Origin of the sequence: Pseudobutyrivibrio sp. JW11, from assembly GCF_900115355.1 — a bacterium.
Taxonomy (GTDB): Bacteria; Bacillota; Clostridia; order Lachnospirales; family Lachnospiraceae; genus Pseudobutyrivibrio; species Pseudobutyrivibrio ruminis.
In genome coordinates this window covers 42,423-61,662 of record NZ_FOWB01000009.1, presented here as the reverse complement: position 1 = coordinate 61,662, position 19,240 = coordinate 42,423, and the positions used below count along the sequence as shown (strand labels likewise).

General features: G+C 40.0%; 18 protein-coding genes. 2 read left to right on the top strand and 16 right to left on the bottom strand.

The annotated features are described in order from the left end of the window. Positions 1–4: 4 nt before the first annotated feature. Both BM102_RS09280 and BM102_RS09275 read right to left on the bottom strand, forming a co-directional pair. Positions 5–2,464, bottom strand: coding sequence for a glycoside hydrolase family 2 protein (locus tag BM102_RS09280; RefSeq protein ID WP_090481314.1), 2,460 nt, complete (start codon positions 2,462–2,464; stop codon positions 5–7). Positions 2,465–2,467: 3 nt separating this feature from the next. Next, the gene (locus tag BM102_RS09275; RefSeq protein WP_177194948.1) at positions 2,468–3,028 is read right to left on the bottom strand and encodes a TetR/AcrR family transcriptional regulator; all 561 of its coding nucleotides are present in this window, start codon (positions 3,026–3,028) and stop codon (positions 2,468–2,470) included. Positions 3,029–3,227: 199 nt separating this feature from the next. Between BM102_RS09275 and BM102_RS14590 the strand changes: the two genes are divergently transcribed. After that, positions 3,228–3,356 carry a hypothetical protein gene (locus BM102_RS14590; protein ID WP_256377539.1) on the top strand — a complete coding sequence of 43 codons (129 nt, stop codon included), beginning with the start codon at positions 3,228–3,230 and terminating at the stop codon, positions 3,354–3,356. Between the two features lie 344 nt (positions 3,357–3,700). On the opposite strand, the gene gltA is transcribed toward BM102_RS14590, so the two are convergent. The 6 genes from gltA to BM102_RS09245 all read right to left on the bottom strand — a co-directional run bounded on the left by gltA (position 3,701) and on the right by BM102_RS09245 (position 11,411). Further along, positions 3,701–5,086: an NADPH-dependent glutamate synthase gene (gene gltA / locus BM102_RS09270; protein WP_090481308.1), complete on the bottom strand. Its 1,386-nt coding sequence runs from the start codon at positions 5,084–5,086 to the stop codon at positions 3,701–3,703. Next, complete coding sequence (locus BM102_RS09265) at positions 5,086–5,976, bottom strand: sulfide/dihydroorotate dehydrogenase-like FAD/NAD-binding protein (RefSeq protein ID WP_090481305.1); 891 nt, start codon at positions 5,974–5,976, stop codon at positions 5,086–5,088. Before BM102_RS09265 ends, gltA begins: the two co-directional genes overlap by 1 nt. Before the next feature lie 196 nt (positions 5,977–6,172). Further along, a complete protein-coding gene (locus BM102_RS09260; protein ID WP_090481302.1) occupies positions 6,173–7,129 on the bottom strand; it encodes a TIGR03943 family putative permease subunit in 957 nt (318 codons plus the stop codon). 36 nt (positions 7,130–7,165) lie between these two features. Then, positions 7,166–8,263, bottom strand: a complete 1,098-nt coding sequence (locus BM102_RS09255) for a CobW family GTP-binding protein (RefSeq protein WP_090481299.1) — start codon at positions 8,261–8,263, stop codon at positions 7,166–7,168. Positions 8,264–8,438: 175 nt separating this feature from the next. After that, positions 8,439–9,272: a PRD domain-containing protein gene (locus BM102_RS09250; RefSeq protein ID WP_044937940.1), complete on the bottom strand. Its 834-nt coding sequence runs from the start codon at positions 9,270–9,272 to the stop codon at positions 8,439–8,441. A gap of 18 nt (positions 9,273–9,290) precedes the next feature. Beyond that, entirely contained in the window at positions 9,291–11,411 is a 2,121-nt protein-coding gene (locus BM102_RS09245; protein WP_033154356.1) for a PTS sugar transporter subunit IIABC, read from the bottom strand. Positions 11,412–11,729: 318 nt separating this feature from the next. Here BM102_RS09245 and BM102_RS09240 point away from each other — a divergent pair, with 318 nt between their 5' ends. Beyond that, entirely contained in the window at positions 11,730–12,638 is a 909-nt protein-coding gene (locus BM102_RS09240; RefSeq protein WP_090481295.1) for a tRNA modification radical SAM protein MnmL/YtqA, read from the top strand. On the opposite strand, the gene BM102_RS09235 is transcribed toward BM102_RS09240, so the two are convergent. Genes BM102_RS09235 through BM102_RS09200 form a run of 8 tightly spaced genes read right to left on the bottom strand, consistent with a single transcriptional unit; the run spans position 12,635 to position 19,240 of the window. Next, positions 12,635–13,675, bottom strand: coding sequence for a pyridoxal phosphate-dependent aminotransferase (locus BM102_RS09235; protein WP_090481291.1), 1,041 nt, complete (start codon positions 13,673–13,675; stop codon positions 12,635–12,637). The two genes, BM102_RS09240 and BM102_RS09235, sit on opposite strands and share 4 nt — an antisense overlap. Before the next feature lie 12 nt (positions 13,676–13,687). Next, positions 13,688–14,650 (bottom strand): adenosylcobinamide-phosphate synthase CbiB, encoded by a 963-nt coding sequence (gene cbiB / locus BM102_RS09230; RefSeq protein WP_044937694.1) that lies wholly within the window; start codon positions 14,648–14,650, stop codon positions 13,688–13,690. Next, entirely contained in the window at positions 14,592–15,170 is a 579-nt protein-coding gene (locus tag BM102_RS09225) for a histidine phosphatase family protein (protein WP_242942922.1), read from the bottom strand. The genes cbiB and BM102_RS09225 overlap by 59 nt, the downstream gene beginning before the upstream one ends. Then, positions 15,167–15,499 (bottom strand): bifunctional adenosylcobinamide kinase/adenosylcobinamide-phosphate guanylyltransferase, encoded by a 333-nt coding sequence (locus BM102_RS09220; protein WP_090481286.1) that lies wholly within the window; start codon positions 15,497–15,499, stop codon positions 15,167–15,169. Before BM102_RS09220 ends, BM102_RS09225 begins: the two co-directional genes overlap by 4 nt. A gap of 4 nt (positions 15,500–15,503) precedes the next feature. Further along, positions 15,504–16,265, bottom strand: coding sequence for an adenosylcobinamide-GDP ribazoletransferase (locus BM102_RS09215; protein WP_090481283.1), 762 nt, complete (start codon positions 16,263–16,265; stop codon positions 15,504–15,506). Then, entirely contained in the window at positions 16,262–16,822 is a 561-nt protein-coding gene (locus tag BM102_RS09210; RefSeq protein ID WP_090481280.1) for a bifunctional adenosylcobinamide kinase/adenosylcobinamide-phosphate guanylyltransferase, read from the bottom strand. The genes BM102_RS09215 and BM102_RS09210 overlap by 4 nt, the downstream gene beginning before the upstream one ends. Beyond that, entirely contained in the window at positions 16,819–17,904 is a 1,086-nt protein-coding gene (locus BM102_RS09205; protein WP_090481277.1) for a nicotinate-nucleotide--dimethylbenzimidazole phosphoribosyltransferase, read from the bottom strand. Before BM102_RS09205 ends, BM102_RS09210 begins: the two co-directional genes overlap by 4 nt. Beyond that, positions 17,891–19,240, bottom strand: coding sequence for a cobyrinate a,c-diamide synthase (locus tag BM102_RS09200; protein ID WP_090481274.1), 1,350 nt, complete (start codon positions 19,238–19,240; stop codon positions 17,891–17,893). The genes BM102_RS09205 and BM102_RS09200 overlap by 14 nt, the downstream gene beginning before the upstream one ends.

Sequence of the window (19,240 nt, the reverse complement as noted above, 5' to 3'; positions counted from 1 at the left end):
CCCCTTAATTAATTAAACATTCTGCAGATATACCGATTTCAACTGGCTCCAATCCATCACATGAAATTGTAAGCTTTCCGTCTCCATCTTCACCTATAGATTTGATATATACTCCTGTGGAACCCCCCATTGGTGATACCACCTTTGGTCCGATAATCTCAAAAGGCCCCTCAACCTCAAAAGAAACCGGCTGACCAAAGAAATACAGCTGATTGTCATTTTGATCAGCTATTGTGATGCGAACCTGAGCCACATCATATGTGTGAAGCTCTGTTAAAAGTGTATGGCTGATTTTGGCATTAATATGCGCCTTTGTAACAGCTGCCTTTTTAACAGTCTTAACTACCTGACCATCCTTGATAGCTTCGAATTTGTATTCTCTAGATTCTCCGCCCCAGTCACCAATAAACTTGTTGTAAATTGGCACCGCTTTGCTTGGGCTTACATGATGGAAAACAACTAGTCTAAATGCTGTCAAAGCAAGTGATGGTGTGATCTTGAATCCTCCAAGTGTAACATCATTTAAAGCCTTTTTAATAAGCTTTGCCTGTCCCTTTGTGAATTCTCCATCCTGCTCTACTGCATCACCAACAAAGTCATCAATGAGAATTGGACCATGCTTGAGGTTTTCATATTTGCTATCTGATGGGAAGTATTCTTTAATAAGCACATCGTTCTTGTACATCTTTACAGAATCTGCATTTGTAATGATGTATGACTTTCCTCTGTTGCAGGCTGGATGCTCGCCGATATCAAAGCTTGTAGTGATATCAAGCACAGTGTCCATCTCTGAAAAAGCTGAATACACTGAAGCTGCAAGCTTTGGATTTCTAAACATATCCATTACACCGTGATAACAGATTCTATCGCCGGAACCGAAGTCCTTATGTGTGTTGTAGTCAAACATGCACCATCCAAATGAACCTGCAATATCAGGCTCTCCAGCAATGGCATCAAGAACATTTGCATGTCTCATTGCATGCTCCTGTCTGTGCTCCTCCGCATCGAAAGTCTTTGTTGGGTACATATGACCATTGTACTCACTAACCAAATAAGGCTTTTCATCGTTTGATGTGATATCTGACTTCTTCGAGCAGCCCTTGTTAGCGCCTGAATGAACGAAATCATTGTATGTATAGACATCTTCTAGCAACGAGCTCTTTGCATGGGCTCTAACGCCGCCTGTAGGGCGTGTAGGGTCATATTTGTGAGCCACCTCATTTGTTCTAGTATAGAACTCATCATCATCCTGAGATTCGTTTATACGTACACCCCAAAGGATTATTGAAGGATGATGGCGATACTGAAGAACCATATCCTTTGTATTTTCTACAGCGATGTTTTTCCAATCAGCATCACCAATGTGCTGCCATCCAGGAATCTCTGTAAATACAAGCAATCCTAATTTGTCACATTCATCAATGAAATAATGTGACTGAGGATAATGTGAAGTACGAACAGCATTAAGTGCCAATTCTTCTTTTAGAATCTTTGCATCCAAACGCTGCATAGACTCTGGCATTGCATATCCAACATAAGGATATGACTGATGTCTGTTTAATCCTCTAAGCTTTAGCTTTCTGCCGTTTAGGTAATAGCCATTCTTTCTGAATTCTGAGCTTCTGAAACCGATAGTTTCAACATGCTCATCTACAACATTGTCATCAATAACAAGCTGTGTCTTAATCTGATATAGATGTGGGCTTTCAACATCCCAAAGCTTAACAGTAGTAGGTGCTGTTGTAAGATTCAGTAGATATCCATCCTCTACTTTTTCAAGGCCACCAACAGGCTGAGATATCAACAAATCCTCGTCTAAATACTGCTTAATAAAAACATGCTCATCAACAGCAAGCTCGTAAATGTTTTCAGAAAGGATACATTCAGTTTTAAGAATACCCTGAACCTTCATCATTTTGATTTGCTTTGGAGTTCTCTTGCTTGTAGAAACTCGCTCAAGCAATGAAGGCTGAACAAACAGGCTCTTAAAATGGGTTTGTTCTTTGACTTCGAAATAAACATCTCTATAGATACCACCATAAGTCATATAATCAACTACATAACCAAATGGAGGCTGGTTAAGACTTTCTCTGGAATCAACCTTTACTGTGATAAGGTTCTCTTCGCCAAAATTAAGAACATCTGATACATCAATTGAAAATGCTGTATAGCCACACTCATGATGCTTCATATGACGACCATTGATATAGACGTCACAGCAATGTCCAACTGCTTCAAATGTAAGAATAAGAAGTTTGTCAGCCCACTGAGCAGGAGCAAAAATGCTCTTTTGGTAAGCTGAAACCATTTGATAGATACCTTCATCAAAATATGAAAAAGGTGTCTCTTTTACAGTATGAGGAATATTGATAAGCGTGCTTTCCTTCATAGGCAGGCTTATCATTTCCTCATCAAATTTTTCATTAAATCTCCACTTTCTGTCTAAATAAACTCTTTGTGCCATTTATTATTTTCCCTTTACAATTATACCGTCTACCATTACATCAACAACTTCCGCCAAAGCTGTTGGATAATCTTTTGAACTTCCCTGAAGGAAATCCCCCATTAAAAGCTGTTCAACACAAGCTTCATACATAAGCTTGAAAATACTTAAGTCTATTTCTCTAATTTCGCCTTCAGCAATGCCGCCTCGCAAAAGATCAAGTGTCTTGTCCCAGCCGCTATCCAGTCTCTCCTGCATAATCTCGTATGCCTTAGGATACTTTGTAGCCAACTGATGCATCGCTGTATACTCGAAGCCATAATACGACTCAGGCAAAACAGACAAAATGCTGCGAATCTTCTCTATTCTAGTAAGACTATTATCGTAATAAATCTTATCCTCTGATTCTTTAATAAGGTCAAAAGCAAAATTCATCATCTCACACATAAGCTCATTCTTATCTGTGAAAATCGTATAAATGGTTTTCTTGCTCATTTTCATTTCTGAAGCAATATCATCCATTGTAAATTTCGGACCTTTTTCTCTGAAAACCTTTAAGGCTCCCTCTAATATTCGTTCGTTCATCATAAACTCCCAAAAACTATAATTTATATATTCAGTTTCCTATAGCTAAATTATACTAAAGTCTGGAAACTATCTCAATACAATTCCGTTTATACAATTTTCACAATATCTTCAAATTGTTTTTGTTGACAAATGACAAATATGGGTTTAATATATCTGCTGTAACAAAGATAAAGAGAGATTTTAGGAGGAAATTAGAATGTTCGAAGAAGTATCATTCCAAATGTACAGCGTGTATGCTGATTACGAAAAATACTGCGCAAGAAAGAAGCAGGAAGGCGTTGAACCAGTTTCATTTTTCAAGTACGCCTTTGGACAGTTCGACTAAGAACTGTTTTCACTACAAAAACAACAGGGACTCCCAATCGGGAGTCCCTTTCTTATTTTCTTGGCAAACGGAGTATGAGCTCAATTATCCTAAATTTGTGTGGAGATAATAATGTGTTTATACATGTCTGCCCTCTACATACATTGGCTTCGCATTGCAAAACCAGTGAAAGGACACCTGCTAAAAGCTCCCTTTGCCCACTAAGAAAATCTATAATCTTCGCAAAATCGTGCAGGGGCCTGGGTGGCAGGGCCGATAGATGGGCAGGGCCGGGCTAGCGGTAAATATACTATGGCGGGGTGCAAAAATGCCCCTGGGGTTACCAGGGGCATGGGAATTTGAGTTTATTTTGACTGGAAGTACTTGTCGATGGCAGCTGCGGCTGTTTTGCCGGCTCCCATAGCAAGGATTACGGTTGCGGCACCAGTTACGGCATCACCACCGGCGTAAACGCCAGTCTTTGTGGTTGCGCCATCTTCTGTTGCAATTAAGCAGCCTTTCTTGTTTGTATCAAGTCCAGCTGTTGTGCTGGAGATAAGTGGGTTTGGTGAAGTACCAAGTGACATGATAACTGTGTCACAATCGATTTCGTACTCACTGCCAGGGATTTCTACTGGTCTGCGACGACCTGAAGCGTCTGGCTCACCAAGTTCCATCTTGATAATCCTGCATCCGCGAACTGCACCTTCCTCGTTGACAAGGATTTCTACAGGATTCTGAAGAAGATCAAAGATTACGCCTTCTTCCTTTGCATGATGTACTTCTTCTGCTCTTGCTGGAAGCTCTGCTTCGCTACGACGGTATACAACGTGTACCTCAGCTCCAAGACGAAGTGCTGTACGAGCTGCATCCATTGCTACGTTACCACCACCAACAACTACTACTTTCTTTCCGCGAGCGATTGGAGTGTCATAGCCTTCCTTGAATGCCTTCATAAGATTGTTTCTTGTAAGGAATTCGTTAGCAGAGAATACTCCGTTTGCCTGCTCGCCAGGAATATGCATAAACATTGGAAGACCTGCTCCAGAGCCGATAAATACAGCTTCAAAGCCTTCCTGCTCAATAAGCTCATCAATTGTAATAGAACGACCAATGATTACGTTCTTTTCGAATTTAACGCCGAGAGCCTTTACGTTCTCAACCTCAGCCTTAACAACCTTGTCCTTTGGAAGACGGAACTCAGGAATACCGTATACTAATACACCACCCATTTCGTGAAGTGCTTCAAATACAGTAACATCGTATCCAGCCTTTGCAAGATCACCAGCTGCTGTAAGACCTGAAGGGCCTGAACCAATAACTGCAACCTTGTGACCATTTGGAGTAGATGTGTTCTTTGGCTTGATGCCGTTTTCTCTAGCCCAATCAGCGACGAAACGCTCAAGCTTACCGATTGCTACAGCTTCACCCTTGATTCCGCGAACACACTGACCTTCGCACTGTGATTCCTGAGGACATACACGGCCACATACTGCAGGAAGTGCTGAAGACTCAGAAATAATTTCGTATGCTCTCTCAAAGTTACGATTCTTAACCTGCTCGATAAATGCAGGAATATTGATAGAAACAGGACATCCGCCTACACACTTAGGATTCTTGCAGTTTAAGCAACGGCTTGCTTCAGCAACTGCCTCTTCCTCTGTATATCCAAGACATACCTCATCAAAGTTTGTAGCACGAACCTTTGGATCCTGCTCAGAAATAGGTACTCTAACCATCATATCTGCCATTATTTGTCACCTCCGCAATTTCCACATCCACCGTGATGAGTGTCGCCTTCCTGAAGCTTAAGAAGAGCTCTTCCTTCTTCAGTCTTGTACTGCTTAGAACGAGCCATAGCCTGATCAAAATCAACTAAGTGACCATCAAACTCAGGACCGTCTACACAAGCGAATTTAACTTCATCACCAACTACAAGTCGACAAGCACCACACATACCTGTACCATCAACCATGATTGGGTTCATAGATACAACTGTAGGGATGCCAAGCTCCTTTGTAAGGAGGCAAACAAATTTCATCATAATCATAGGACCGATTGCAACACAATGGTCGAAGCTCTTTCCTGCATCAATAAGAGCCTGAAGCTGCTGGCAACCATTACCGTGGAATCCATAGCTTCCATCATCTGTAGCAAGATAAAGCTCTGTAGCTACTGCTCTCATCTCATCCTCGTAGAAAAGGATATCCTTTGTACGAGCGCCAATAATAACTGTTGAATCAACACCATGCTCCTTGAGCCACTTAACCTGTGGATATACTGGTGCAGTTCCAACACCACCTGCGATGAATACAATTTTCTTCTTCTTTGTCTCTTCAAGGTTTGCCTCGATGCAAAGCTCTGAAGGCTGACCTAAAGGACCAACGAAATCATCAAATGCATCTCCTTCGTTAAGTAAAGCCATGCGCTCAGTTGAAGCACCAACTGTCTGGAATACAATAGTAACTGTGCCTTCGTTTCTATCGTAATCACATATTGTAAGAGGAATTCTTTCTCCTTCTTCATCAATTTTAACAATGATAAACTGACCTGGTAGACATCCTGAAGCAACTCTAGGGGCTTTTACTACCATAAGGTAAATCTTATCTGAAAGCATTTCCTTCTTTAAGATTTGATACATAAAATAGACTCCTTCCCTTTTCACATTTCTATATAATGTATATCATTTCTTTAGCTTTGTAAAGTGCTAAAGCAAATTTGTGCTTATAAAAGTTTAAATATTTAAAATTATTATTATGCAAAAGATTACCCCACACATCATAGATAATTGACTTTATTATGAATGTTGTGTGGGGTTACATTGACTGTAACTATATTTAACTAAAATAAACCAATTCGTCTTCTGGCTTTTCTGTAGGCTCTACCGATACCGGATAGAGAACAGGGCCTTTTCCTTTGTATTCTTTTGCGAATTCTACTTTGATTGTAGCTGTAATATCAATCCAGCTTCTGTGGCCTAAAGTAGATGCCTTATCCCACTTACACTTCATGCCAAGGAACTGAATATCCTCAACACAGCATGTCATTGCAAATCTACCTGGAATAAATACATCTCTTCTAAGCTTGCCATCATTTGGATTGTAAACTAAACCAGTGAAGTGGATTGTCTTGCCATCGTATTTCTTTGGCGAATCCATACAATCCATAAACCACAAAGCATAATCAGCATCAGAAATCTCGATTACATCTGCATTTAAATCAAATGGCAACTCCTCTGGTGAATCATCAATTGATCCATCTGCACGCTCATAAACGATTTGTGCTGGTCTGTTCATTGATTTGATTTGTCCACGGAACTTAGACTTTGGTGTAGCATCATTACATCTGTTAAAGATAACTACTTCTGCCTTAAAAAGCTGCTCCATCATCATGGTACGCATGTTATTAAGGTAGTTTTCAAATGTAGTTGCATCAACAGTAGCAAGTGACTGTGCTGGTACCCATCCTTCTGGAAGTGGCTCATCATAAATGTGATCCACACCCCATGTGCCGTTGTACTCAAGGAAAACTACATCTGGATCATATTCCTTTGAAATCTTTGTAAGATTTTCAAGATTGAACTCATCCTCAGATTCTATTGTAGCAACCTTTGCATTGATAGTCCTAAGCTTTTCGATGTCATATTCAACATCTCCATCCTCACAAGACAAAATGAGGATTTTATCGTCTCCACCTTGAGTGAAGTCATTTTCAAATAATGTCTCCTGGATAAGGGTAGTTTTTCCACTATCCATAAATCCAGTGAAGACATAAACTGGTATATCTTTTGCCATATTAACCTCTATTAACTAAATCTAACGAACTACTGATTAAAGACCGAAAAGCTCCTCAACCTTGTGCTCATCAACATCTGCACCGATAACAACAAGACGTCCTGTGTAGTCTGGCTCGCCAGCTCTAAGCTCGTATTCACCGTCAACGAAGTCGAAGTAAATCCAACCACCGTTAACATCCTCAACCATACCCTTTGAACGGATGATTGTACCGTAGTCTGTTGTTTCAGCAAATGCCTTCATAGCCTTTTCGATTGTAGACTTTTCGAACTTGTGAGGAGTCTCTATTCCCCATGTATCGAATACTTCATCAGCATGGTGATGATGGTGATCATGATCGTGGCAACCGCATGTGCAGTTCTCATCATGCTCATGATGGTGAAGCTCATGCTCCTCGTGATCATGGTCATGGTCGTGATGATGCTCGTGCTCCTCGTGATCATGGTCGTGATCGTGATGATGATGCTCGTGCTCATGCTCTTCCTCTTCATGCTCGTGAGCTTCCTCTGCAAGATGCTTCATATCTGAAGCAAGGTTGTCCTGTCCTTCCATAACTGAAAGAAGCTTTTCTCCTGAGATTTCATCCCATGGAGTTGTAATGATAGCAGCCTTTGAATTAAGCTTCTGAATCTGCTTTACACAGAACTCAAGCTGATCTTCTGTAGCTGTCTGTGAACGTGAAAGTACAACTGTTGTAGCAAACTCGATCTGGTTGTTGAAGAACTCACCAAAGGCCTTCATCTGCTTTGAAGCCTTAAGTGCATTAACAACTGTAACAAGACCTGTAAGCTTAACATCTGCTGTCTCCTCAAGCTTGATAACAGATGTCATAACATCTGAAAGCTTACCTACGCCTGATGGCTCGATAAGGATTCTGTCTGGAGAGAACTTCTCAAGAACCTCGTGTAAGTTCTTATCAAAGTCACCAACCAGTGAACAGCAAATACATCCTGAGTTCATCTCTGAAATAGTGATACCAGCATCCTTAAGGAAGCCACCATCGATACCTACCTCACCAAACTCATTTTCAATAAGAACTACTTTCTCACCCTTGTATGCCTCTTCAAGCATTTTCTTGATGTAAGTAGTCTTTCCTGCACCTAAAAATCCTGAAATTATATCAATCTTTGTCATATTAAAAACCTCTCTTTTCCAAAGAATATATTATAAACCCACTAACGAAATATAATAGCACAGAATTGTGAAAAGTTCTATAGTTATCATTGTATTAATTGTGTGCAATTATTTATATATTCTTTGGAAAATGGATACAAAAAAAGGTTGCCTATTTCTAGGCAACCTAAAGTATCTAGTTCATTTCATCAAGAGCGACTCTTTCGATATGCATTGCTAAGTACCCGATTTCCGCCTGGTGAATTTCTTTCCCCAAGCTCTTTCCTAGCTCTTTACATATCTTCTGAGACATCTTAAATGAATTAGCAGCAGAGGCGTTGATATAATCGTTCATATCAAGTTTAATCACCTCGCCATTCATAGTTCGGGCAATCATGTATCTTATATGATTCAACAACCTATTATAGGACAATGAAGTTGTGTCTATCTTTTTTCCCGTTTCTTTCTCTACCATGGTGACACATTCTCGGACAGCCTCAGCCATTTGCATAGCAGACGAAACTGCCTGATCCATAATAGATGAATGTATATGCAAAGCTATATAGCCGATTTCGTCGTCAGTAAGCTCTACGTCAAGACGCTCCTTCAAAAGACCTTTAGCGTTTTCTGCCACTTTAAATTCAGCGTGGAACAAAACTCTAATGTCGTCCGTTAAGGGGTTTCTAAGTTGCTCATTGTTTTTGCTACGTTTAACGGCAAATTCAATGTGGTCAGCCAAAGGCAACATAACGTCTCTGTCGATTGTCTTAAATGCTGCCTCTGCTCTGTCCAGAATCTCATTTGCGATTTCAAGATATACAGGGTCAATACTAGTTGCTAATTCCTTTTTTCCACCACGTTCGGTAGATTCTTTCAAGGAATAAACTTTATGTTCTTCTGATACTTCTATCGTTTCACTAACATGCTTGCCGAAGCCAATTCCCTTGCCCATAATAAGGTACTCTTGGGTCGTATTATCCAAGATGCCAATCAGCGCATTGTGATTTAGAACTTTTTCAACTCTATACATCTGATCTCCTAAATACATTTACTCATAAAAGTCTACTGCGAGTAAATCCTCTCCTGCTTTAATTGAACCATCGCCGATACGACGAAGCTTCTGATTACTCTTAAGCTCTGTGCAAAGAACTGGAGTAGCGATTGAAGGTGCGTTCTTTGAGATGAAATCTAAATCAGCTTCCATCAATACATCACCCTTCTTAACCTGCTGTCCAGCCTTAACAAGTACGTTAAAGCCTTCGCCCTTAAGCTTAACTGTATCAATACCAAAGTGAAGTAGCATAGCTACATCATCATCTGTCTTGAATCCGATTGCGTGATTTGTATCGAATACGAATACAACTGTACCATCAGCTGGAGCGTAAACCTTTCCATCTGCTGGTGTGATAACAGCGCCATCACCCATCATCTTCTGTGCAAAAACCTCATCTGGAGTCTCTGATAAATCAGCTGCTGTACCAGTAAGTGGGCTGCCAAGAACTACTGTCTTAACAAGCTTTCCTGTTGGCTCAGCTGTCTCTTCTGCCTTAGCCTCTTCAGCTACCGCTTCGTTAGCCCCATTATATTCTTCATTTGGAGCAGTCTCAAGATAATCTTCAAGATTTGACTTGATAACTGTAACGTGTGGTCCGTAAATAATCTGAACGCCGTTACCCTTGTGAACTACACCTGAAGCACCTGTGCTCTTAAGTAAAGCATCGTTTACAAGCTCTGGCTTGAAAACTGTACAACGAAGTCTTGTAGCGCAGCAGTCAACATCAGAGATGTTCTTCTTGCCGCCGAGACCGTTTGTGATCTTTGCAGAAGTCTCATCAGAAACTGACTCTTTCTTTGCATTGTAATCACTACGTCTGTAAAGCTTAACTTCCTCTTCTGCGTCTCTACCTGGTGTCTTAAGATCAAACTTCTTAATAAGGAAGCTAAATAAGAAATAATATACTACAAAATAACCTACTCCGACAATAGGTACCCAAATCCAGCTTGTTCTAGCATTGCCTGGAAGAATACCGAAAAGTGTTAAGTCGATAAGACCACCTGAGAATGTCATACCAACACCAACACCGCACATATGCATAAGCATGTATGCTGCACCTGCAAATACACAGTGGATACCGTAAAGAGCTGGAGCTACGAATAAGAATGTAAACTCGATTGGCTCAGTGATACCTGTAAGCATAGATGTAAGTGCTGCTGAAAGAAGAAGTCCACCAACTTCCTTTCTCTTCTCTGGAAGAGCTGTACGATACATAGCAAGAGCTGCTCCAGGAAGACCAAAAATCATAAGTGGGAACTTTCCTGACATAAATCTTGTTGCAGATACTGCGAAGTGATCAACTGTAGGATCAGCAAGCTGCGCAAAGAAGATGTTCTGTGCACCTTCGATTACCTGTCCACCAACTTCTAATGTTCCACCAACAGCTGTCTGCCAGAATGGAAGGTAGAATACGTGGTGAAGACCAAATGGGATGAGAAGTCTCTCCATGAGACCGTATACCCATGTTCCAAAATAACCTGAATCAAGAACAACAGCGCCTACTGCGTAGATACCCTGCTGTACGAATGGCCATACGAAGAACATTACGATACCAACTAATGTGTATACCAAACCTGAAACGATAGGTACGAATCTTGTACCACCGAAGAATGATAATACCTGTGGAAGCTGAATCTTATAGTACTTGTTGTGAAGTGAAGCAACACCAAGTCCTACGATCATACCACCGAATACACCCATCTGTAATGAAGTGATACCACAAACTGAAGTTGTTGCACCCTCAAGAAGTGCCTCTGGGCCACCGTGAATTGTAATCATAGCGCCGATTGAAGCATGCATGATAAGGAATGCAATTGCTGCTGCTAAAGCTGCTACTTCCTTCTCCTTCTTTGCCATACCGATTGCAACACCGATAGCAAAGATGATTGGTAAGTTAGCAAATACGATATTACCTGCATCAGACATAACTGTAAGAATAGCGTTTCCAACTGTTCCAGGGCCTAATGCCTTTGTAAGGTGGTAAGTCTCAAGCATTGTCTCGTTTGTGAATGAACCACCGATTCCAAGTAACAAACCTGCTACTGGAAGGATTGCGATTGGCAACATGAATGATCTACCAACACGCTGCAATACTGCAAAAATTTTGTCTTTCATTTAAAGTACTCCTTTTCACTATACATTTTCCCGTATCTATGTGAATGAGCCTTTTAATGAATCTCAAATCACCAATTTGGCAACATTTGAGGATTTATGGGCATAGAAAAAGGCACGAACCCACATAAATACAATAAGTTTATGCATAGTTCGTGCCTTGATTGGTTACAAGTTACACACTACAAGACAGTAAGATAGCATGCAATTGATTCGCTGTCAATAGTTTCGTAAAAGTTTCGTAAACGTTTAAGTTCCTATTTTTTCGCTTACTTGTCTATTTTTATTGAAAGAATCCACTTAACTTTATAAAATCAGAGTATGGAATATACAAGTTTATCTGATTATCTAAAGGAAAAATACAATACAAAGATCTACAAGCTGTCACTTTCATCTGGCTGCTCCTGCCCTAACAGAGACGGAAAAATTAGCACCGGTGGATGTATCTTCTGTTCTGAAGGAGGCTCAGGTGATTTTGCCAGCTCTTATAATACAGACATAGAGCAACAGATTATCCAAGCCAAATCTAGGGTGGATCAAAAAATATCAACTAAAATCCCAGAGTCTGAGCGAAAATATATAGCCTATTTTCAATCCTTCACTAACACTTATGGTGATGAAAAACGCTTAATGAAGCTTTTTGAAGAAACAATCAGCTTTCCATATATCGTTGGCATATCTATTGGAACTCGTCCAGACTGTCTTTCTGATGAAATGATAGCCTTTTTAGGTAAGCTAAATCAGAAAAAGGAAGTTTGGGTAGAGCTGGGATTACAGACTATCCACGAAGATACAGCTAGATACATTAACAGAGGCTACCAGTTAAATGTATTTGAAGATGCATACAAACGACTTACTGATGCAGGACTTAAAGTTGTAGTCCATGTGATTTTGGGCCTTCCAGGAGAATCCACAAATGACATGATTGAATCTGTAAAATACTTGAGCCAGCTCTCTCCTGCTTTATTTGGAATAAAGCTACAGCTTCTTCATATTTTAACTGGAACAAAGCTTGCTGATATCTATAATGAGAATCCTTTTCATGTTTTCACACTTGAGGAGTACTGCCAGGTTGTAGGTGAATGTCTCAAGGTTCTTCCAAAGGAGACAGTTATTCACAGACTCACTGGAGATGGACCAAAAAAGCTCCTTATCGCACCCCTTTGGAGTGGCAATAAGAAGCTTGTAATGAACACTATGAGAAAATACATTAAGGAACTTGATAGTTAACCCTTAACTATACTTTCTATTGCTGAAAGCAGCCCTTCGTTTTCGTTGTGCTGCTTTATAGCAACTCTGTAAAAGCCCTTAGTAAGTCCATTAAAATCAGAGCAATCTCTGATCAAAATATTGAATTCTAAAAGCTTTTCTTTTAAATCTGATATATCACACTTGAATAGAATGTAATTGGAATCTGATGGATAAACTTTAAATCCTAAATCCCTTAGTCCTGCAGATAAATACGTTCTTCCATCATTAATTATTCTAACCGATTCTGAAATGTAATCCTGATGCTTCAAACACTCGGCCCCAGCCATCTGGGCGAATATAGATAAATTCCACTCAGGCAAATGCCTCTTAATTGCATCAGCTAATGATTGTCTGCAAAGCGCATAGCCTATTCTTACACCAGGGATTGCAAAGGTTTTTGTGAAAGCTCTAAGCACAATAACATTTTTATAATTTCGTATATTGTAAGCCAATGACAATTCCTTTTCTTTTCCTGTAAGTGTTAAGAAACATTCATCCACTACAACTACTGTCCCCTGCTTTTCACATAGGGAAATAATTTCATCCAGCAATGTCTTTTCTATAAGCAAGCCATTAGGATTATTCGGTGTGGTCAGAAATAGGATGTTTGGCTTTTCATCCTTGATTTTATCTAGTAAATCTTCCTTTACTGCAAAATCATCCTCTTCTCTGAGGTAATGATAAATAATATTACAATCCGGTGCTGCTCCTATAATACAATGTTCGTATCCTGAAAAGCTAGGCGCTAAAAGCATAGCCTTTTTAGGTGTAAATGTATGGCATATAGCCATTATCAATTCGGATGCACCATTTCCAAAAACAACTTCGGTTTCTAATAAATCAAATATAGCAGCTGTATCCCTTGCTAACTGCTCGTGATAAATATCAGGGTATTTATTAGCATGTAATGCTGCTTCAGTTAATACCCATTGCACCTCCGAAGGAACTCCAAGAGGGTTTATATTAACTGAAAAGTCGAAGTGTATGTTGTTTCTGTAGATGTCTCCTCCATGCATGTCAAAATCTCCTTACAACAATAAAACTAAAATAACAACACATAATAATTCGCAAACCACCGATGTAGCAAGCATCAGCTTATTCGCTCTTTTAATATCTTCAAGCTCTACAGCTCTGAGTCCATCTCCAATAAATGGCTTCTCTACAATTTTTCCAAAATAGCTTGCTGGGCCAGCTAGCTTAATTCCAAGAGCTCCTGCACAAGCACTTTCAGTTTGTGCGGAATTTGGGCTGGCATGATTGTATCTGTCCCTTTTGAAAATCCTAAATGCATTTGACATGCTATAGCCTGGCCCCAAAAATAGGCAGGACAAAATCATCAAAAGTGCACTGATTCTAGCAGGAATATAATTTACAATGTCATCCAGCTTTGCAGCGTATTTTCCAAAGTCGTAGAATCTGTCATTTTTGTAACCTATCATGGAATCCATGGTGTTGATAGCTTTGTAAGCCATACCCAAAACCGGTCCACCAATAGCTAAATAAACCATCGGAGCAATCACACCATCTGATGTGTTCTCTGCCACAGTTTCCACTGCAGCCTTTGTCACACCAGTTTCATCCAAAGAAGCTGTGTCTCGTCCGACTATCATAGACACTGCCTCTCTTCCAGCTTCAAGCCCTCTCTCCTTTAAAGCATGATATACTTTCATACTTTCAGTATAGAGGCTCTTGGAAGCAAGACACTGATAGCTCATTACAGATTCTATTATAATTCCAAAATATGAATTAATCGTGTAAGAAACCACTAAAATAGCGGCTGATATCAATACCGTAGCAAGAATTACAAGAATAACCAGAATCAAACCATTTCTATTTTTCTTTTTAGATGTGTACTCCTGCTTAAGGAGTTTGTTTGTAAGGTAATCAATCAGCTTTCCAATCCATCTTACAGGATGTGGCAAGCAATAAGGATCACCTATTAAAAGGTCTAGTACAAAGCCCACTATAAAGGCCGTCATGTGATAAATCAAATGTGTATCCCTCGCCGTTTTCTACGTGATATGAATAATAATCTCCCCCAAATATATTGCTTAAAATGGCCATGATTGTGCCACCGTGAGCAACAACCGAAATGTTTGCATAATCCTGGCTTTGTACTAAAAGCTTTTCAAAGCCCTTCATAGCTCTTGATGAAGCCTGGCTTCTGCTTTCTCCACCAGGAAAAGGAGCTTCTCCATTAGATTCAATCCAGGATTGATATTCCTTATCTCCTGAAAGCTCCTGATAGTTCTTTCCCTCAAATCTGCCAAAATCCGTCTCTCTAAGATCCGTAATTACAATTGGTTCCATATCTGGATAAATAATTTTTGCTGTTTGAAGGCATCGCATCATAGGACTCGAAAAAACAATATCTGCTTTGGGATAAGCTCTTGTTTTTATTTCAAGTTCCCCTTCTGAACTAAGAGCCTCATCAGTAATACCCACATATCTTTTTTGGAGATTGCCTAATGTACGGCCATGTCTAATAAGAGTAATTGTTCTATCCATCATTTAATCCTTTGACCAATACCAAGCACTACCCTGTGGACCTCTTCGGCTTCCTTTGCAAGCTCGATTAGAATGCGTCCGGAAACCTCACGCCATTCATTATCCTTTTCATCCATTGGAACAACGCCATTTCCCAGTTCATCTGCTATAAGAACCCAGTCGCCTTCTGAAATAGCTTCATAGATTTCTTTTAAAATAGCTTCCTGTCCCATGCCTTCATCCATTCTTTTTTTAATAAAAAGATGAAGCTGATTAAAGAATCTGCAATTTGGAAAATTGCTTGTGGCATATTCTGTTTTCCCTTGATAGCTTCCGCCTACTATTAAAACCATATAATCACCAATTAACACTTGTTATGCCAAGAACAACAGCTATTAAAACTTCTGCATTTACAACAAACCACCCCATAACATCTCCGGTTATGCCGCCTAGCAGTCTTTTAGCTTTTCTCATATCTATAATTGCTATTTCAATTCCCATTATTGCCATAAAAATGCCATATAAAGGATTTAAATATATGCTAAACAAAATAACTAAGATAAGCTGAATAAGTAATGCTACAAAAACAACCTTATCACTTGCAGTTTTAGCTTCTGTGTGTAGCAATCCATCTTCCTTTGCCTTTTTGCAGCGAACAACACAGATGCCACTTAATGCTCTTGAAACAAAAAAACTAAAACACCAAATTGTAAATGCTTCTTTTGACATCAATAAAATCATTGCCAAAAAAAGTATCCCTACCGTAATTACGTTAATTACAGAAAAGGCTCCAATATGAGGGTCTTTTAAAATCTCTAAGCGTTTCTCCCTGGTTTGCCATGAACTCATGGCATCTTCCATATCCATGAATCCGTCCAGATGAAAGCCACCTGTTACCCCCAACGGAATGGCGATTGCAAGCAACGCCATCACAAGGCTTGGAATCTGATGTGTCTCATAGAAAATATATAGTAAATATTCAAGCCCACCAATTACAGCTCCTACCCATGGGAAAAATATCAGATGATATTTCATATCCTCTGATTCCCAATTGAACTTTGGCATTGGTATTCTCGAATACATGGAAAAAGCCACAATAAATGCTTTTATAATTTTCATAATCTTATTCCTATTCCTACAACTACTTCGTATACTTCTTCTGCAACTGCAGCAAGCTTTCGATTGATAGCACCTAACGCTCTTAAGTACTCTTTTGTACCAACGTCATAGGATATGCCATCTTCAAATACATTGTTTGTAACAATCACAAGGGAAGAAACGCATTCTTCAAGCTCCTTCACATCAGAAAGTATCTTGGCGACGCAAGCATCTGCTGAATTAATCTCGCCATCTCTAAACATTTCATTGGCCACCAGATTAGACATACATTCCAGTAGAACTATTTCTCCATCTAAGTCAGCCTTGTTTGTAGAGAAATCTCCCGAGTCAATGCTGTCGATTTCAGATATGGCATTTACGATATCCACATCATGCTCTAAAGTTACAAAGCCTTTGCCTTGCCTGAGATTTCTGTGACGCATGATTCTATCCTTAGCATCATCACTGTGCTTCATAGTCGCAAGGTAATATTTATTTTTATATCCTGTGGAGCAAACAAGGTTCTCTGCATATTCAGATTTACCACTACTGCTTCCACCATAAACTAATGTAATCATTTTGCCTCTGAAAAGTTTTCGTATTGATCAACTCCGGAATCACCGAATTTAAGTGCATCATGAAAAGCTACATCTGCAAGACGAAGACTTGGCACTACCATCACTGCACCTGCCCCTTCGCCAACCGCCATCTTTGCATCGATGACTGGCTCCAAAGAAAGCTTAGATGCAAGCTTCATTGCAACTGGCTCTTTGCTGATATGAGAAGGAATCATGTAATCCTTTGTGTTATCAAGAAGTCTGTCTGCCACTAAAGCAGAAACCATGCTGAGCATACCATCCAAAATAACCGGGATTTTGTAGAGGGCGCTGCCTAAAATCATACCTGTCATTGCAGCCAACTCCAATCCGCCAAAGTTACTGCAGATTTCTACTGGTGATAATCCACTGTACATTGAAAGCGCCATAGAAACTACTGCACGCTTCTTGCTGAAGGCTTCATCATCAAGACCTGCCCCGCGACCGGTTACAGCCTCTGCATTTAAATCAAGCAAATACCCTGCCATTACAGCAGCCGATGTGGTATTGCCAATTCCCATTTCTCCCACAAGAAGACATGTAAATCCTTGTTCCTTGCTTTCCTTGGCAAGGTCCATACCAACCTGAACAGCACGACAGAATTCTTCCACTGACATTGCCGGTTGCTTTAGGAAATTGCATGTTCCATATTTAACTCGTCTATTTAATGTGTAGGGAACTTCCTTTGGACTGTTTATTCCCACATCAACAGATACAACATCTATACCAAGAGATTTTGCCATTGTGCCAGCAGTTGTAAGCCCTTTGCCAATATTAGTGGCACAGATACGTGTAACATCCTGGCTTGTCTGGCTAACGCCTTCCTCAACGACACCATGATCTCCGCAGAACACGACAAGACGCATATGATATAAATCTGGACTTTCAAAGCCTTGAATTGCAGCAATTTTTGAATGGATATTCTCGAAAGCTCCAAAGCTATCAATTGGCTTTGAAACTCTGTCCCATTCCTTTTTCATTTTTGCAAAAGCATCTTTGTTGACTGGTTCTAGCTTAATTTTGTTTTCAAGAATGTCGTCAATTAAAAATCTAGTTTCTCCCATAATTTTTCATAGCCTCCACAAAATTTGATACGAACTTAGGATTTGATGGATAGTACAAATGAGCAAAGCCCATGTAACTTCCATTTTTATGATGAATGCATGCCCAAGACCTGCTTCCGGTAGGCTTTGTAGCAACGCAATCCTCACCATTATTATCTGTATCATAATAGTGAAATTCATGCCCCTTTATTTCCATACCACTATTATCATCGATTGTAACATAGCCAAATCGAACCAGCTTCCCAGTCCAATAAGCCTTCCCCTTTAATGCGCCAACCATTTGAAAGCTTACGCCTTCCTTATCCTGTATTTCATCTAACAAATACATGAATCCGCCACACTCTGCCAGTGTAGGTATTCCAAACTCCAGTGCTTCTTTAATAGAAGCCTTCATTTGAGTATTTGCCGAAAGCTGTTCAAGATAGTTTTCCGGATATCCGCCTCCTAGCAACAAGCCTGATATATTCTCTGGAAGAGACTTATCTTTTAGAGGTGAAAACTCTACCAATTCAACGCCATTTTTTTGAAGCATCCTGAGGTTTTCTCTGTAGTAAAAACAAAAAGCTTCATCTCTTGCCACAGCCAGTCTTATAGGATTCGTATTTACGTTATATTCTATTTCACCATGGCTATCCTTTTCAACCAATTCATTAGCATCACCAGCTATTTTCAAAAGCTCATCCATAGAAATGTTTTCCGCTAAAAGCTCAGCCTCTTTGTTTTGCTGCTCTTTTAAGCCTGGAATTTCTTCTGGAAGAACTAATCCTAAATGCCTGCTTGAAACAAGAATCTGACTGTCATTAGGCATCACTCCAAGACATGTTATTCCAAGCTCCTCCTCGATGAGTGGCTTTAAAATCCTGCCAAAGCTTGGCGATGTTTTATTCAGGATTACTGCCTTTATCAGATTGTATTTATCGTAATCTAAAAAGCCCTTTATCTGAGCCAGCACTGATTTGCCTGCTCCTCGGGCATCAACCACAAGAACAATTGGACATTCCATGGCATGAGCAACATCATAGCTGGAGCCCATTTCCTGTATGCCACCAACTCCGTCGAATAACCCCATTACTCCTTCAATAACAGCGATGTCGCCTTCGGCCTCCTCAGCAAAAATAGAAACCGTCTTTTGCTTATCCGTAAAGAAGGTGTCTAAATTGCCAGCCGAAATGCCAAGAACCTGCCTGTGATACATAGGATCAATGTAGTCCGGACCGCACTTAAATGAGCAGGGATTCTTCCCTGCATTTTTCAGAGCTTGTAGCAATCCACATGTAATTGTAGTTTTGCCGGAGCCGCTATTTGGCGCAGCAATCATTATTCTTGGAATTGTCAT

What these genes read in the sequence shown, in the direction of transcription:
- BM102_RS09280 (WP_090481314.1), bottom strand. Translation starts at nt 2,464, where the DNA reads ATGGCACAAAGAGTTTATTTAGACAGAAAGTGGAGATTTAATGAAAAA.
- BM102_RS09275 (WP_177194948.1), bottom strand. Translation starts at nt 3,028, where the DNA reads ATGAACGAACGAATATTAGAGGGAGCCTTAAAGGTTTTCAGAGAAAAA.
- BM102_RS14590 (WP_256377539.1), top strand. Translation starts at nt 3,228, where the DNA reads ATGTTCGAAGAAGTATCATTCCAAATGTACAGCGTGTATGCTGATTAC.
- gltA (WP_090481308.1), bottom strand. Translation starts at nt 5,086, where the DNA reads ATGGCAGATATGATGGTTAGAGTACCTATTTCTGAGCAGGATCCAAAG.
- BM102_RS09265 (WP_090481305.1), bottom strand. Translation starts at nt 5,976, where the DNA reads ATGTATCAAATCTTAAAGAAGGAAATGCTTTCAGATAAGATTTACCTT.
- BM102_RS09260 (WP_090481302.1), bottom strand. Translation starts at nt 7,129, where the DNA reads ATGGCAAAAGATATACCAGTTTATGTCTTCACTGGATTTATGGATAGT.
- BM102_RS09255 (WP_090481299.1), bottom strand. Translation starts at nt 8,263, where the DNA reads ATGACAAAGATTGATATAATTTCAGGATTTTTAGGTGCAGGAAAGACT.
- BM102_RS09250 (WP_044937940.1), bottom strand. Translation starts at nt 9,272, where the DNA reads ATGTATAGAGTTGAAAAAGTTCTAAATCACAATGCGCTGATTGGCATC.
- BM102_RS09245 (WP_033154356.1), bottom strand. Translation starts at nt 11,411, where the DNA reads ATGAAAGACAAAATTTTTGCAGTATTGCAGCGTGTTGGTAGATCATTC.
- BM102_RS09240 (WP_090481295.1), top strand. Translation starts at nt 11,730, where the DNA reads ATGGAATATACAAGTTTATCTGATTATCTAAAGGAAAAATACAATACA.
- BM102_RS09235 (WP_090481291.1), bottom strand. Translation starts at nt 13,675, where the DNA reads ATGCATGGAGGAGACATCTACAGAAACAACATACACTTCGACTTTTCA.
- BM102_RS09225 (WP_242942922.1), bottom strand. Translation starts at nt 15,170, where the DNA reads ATGATGGATAGAACAATTACTCTTATTAGACATGGCCGTACATTAGGC.
- BM102_RS09220 (WP_090481286.1), bottom strand. Translation starts at nt 15,499, where the DNA reads ATGGTTTTAATAGTAGGCGGAAGCTATCAAGGGAAAACAGAATATGCC.
- BM102_RS09215 (WP_090481283.1), bottom strand. Translation starts at nt 16,265, where the DNA reads ATGAAAATTATAAAAGCATTTATTGTGGCTTTTTCCATGTATTCGAGA.
- BM102_RS09210 (WP_090481280.1), bottom strand. Translation starts at nt 16,822, where the DNA reads ATGATTACATTAGTTTATGGTGGAAGCAGTAGTGGTAAATCTGAATAT.
- BM102_RS09205 (WP_090481277.1), bottom strand. Translation starts at nt 17,904, where the DNA reads ATGGGAGAAACTAGATTTTTAATTGACGACATTCTTGAAAACAAAATT.
- BM102_RS09200 (WP_090481274.1), bottom strand. Translation starts at nt 19,240, where the DNA reads ATGACAATTCCAAGAATAATGATTGCTGCGCCAAATAGCGGCTCCGGC.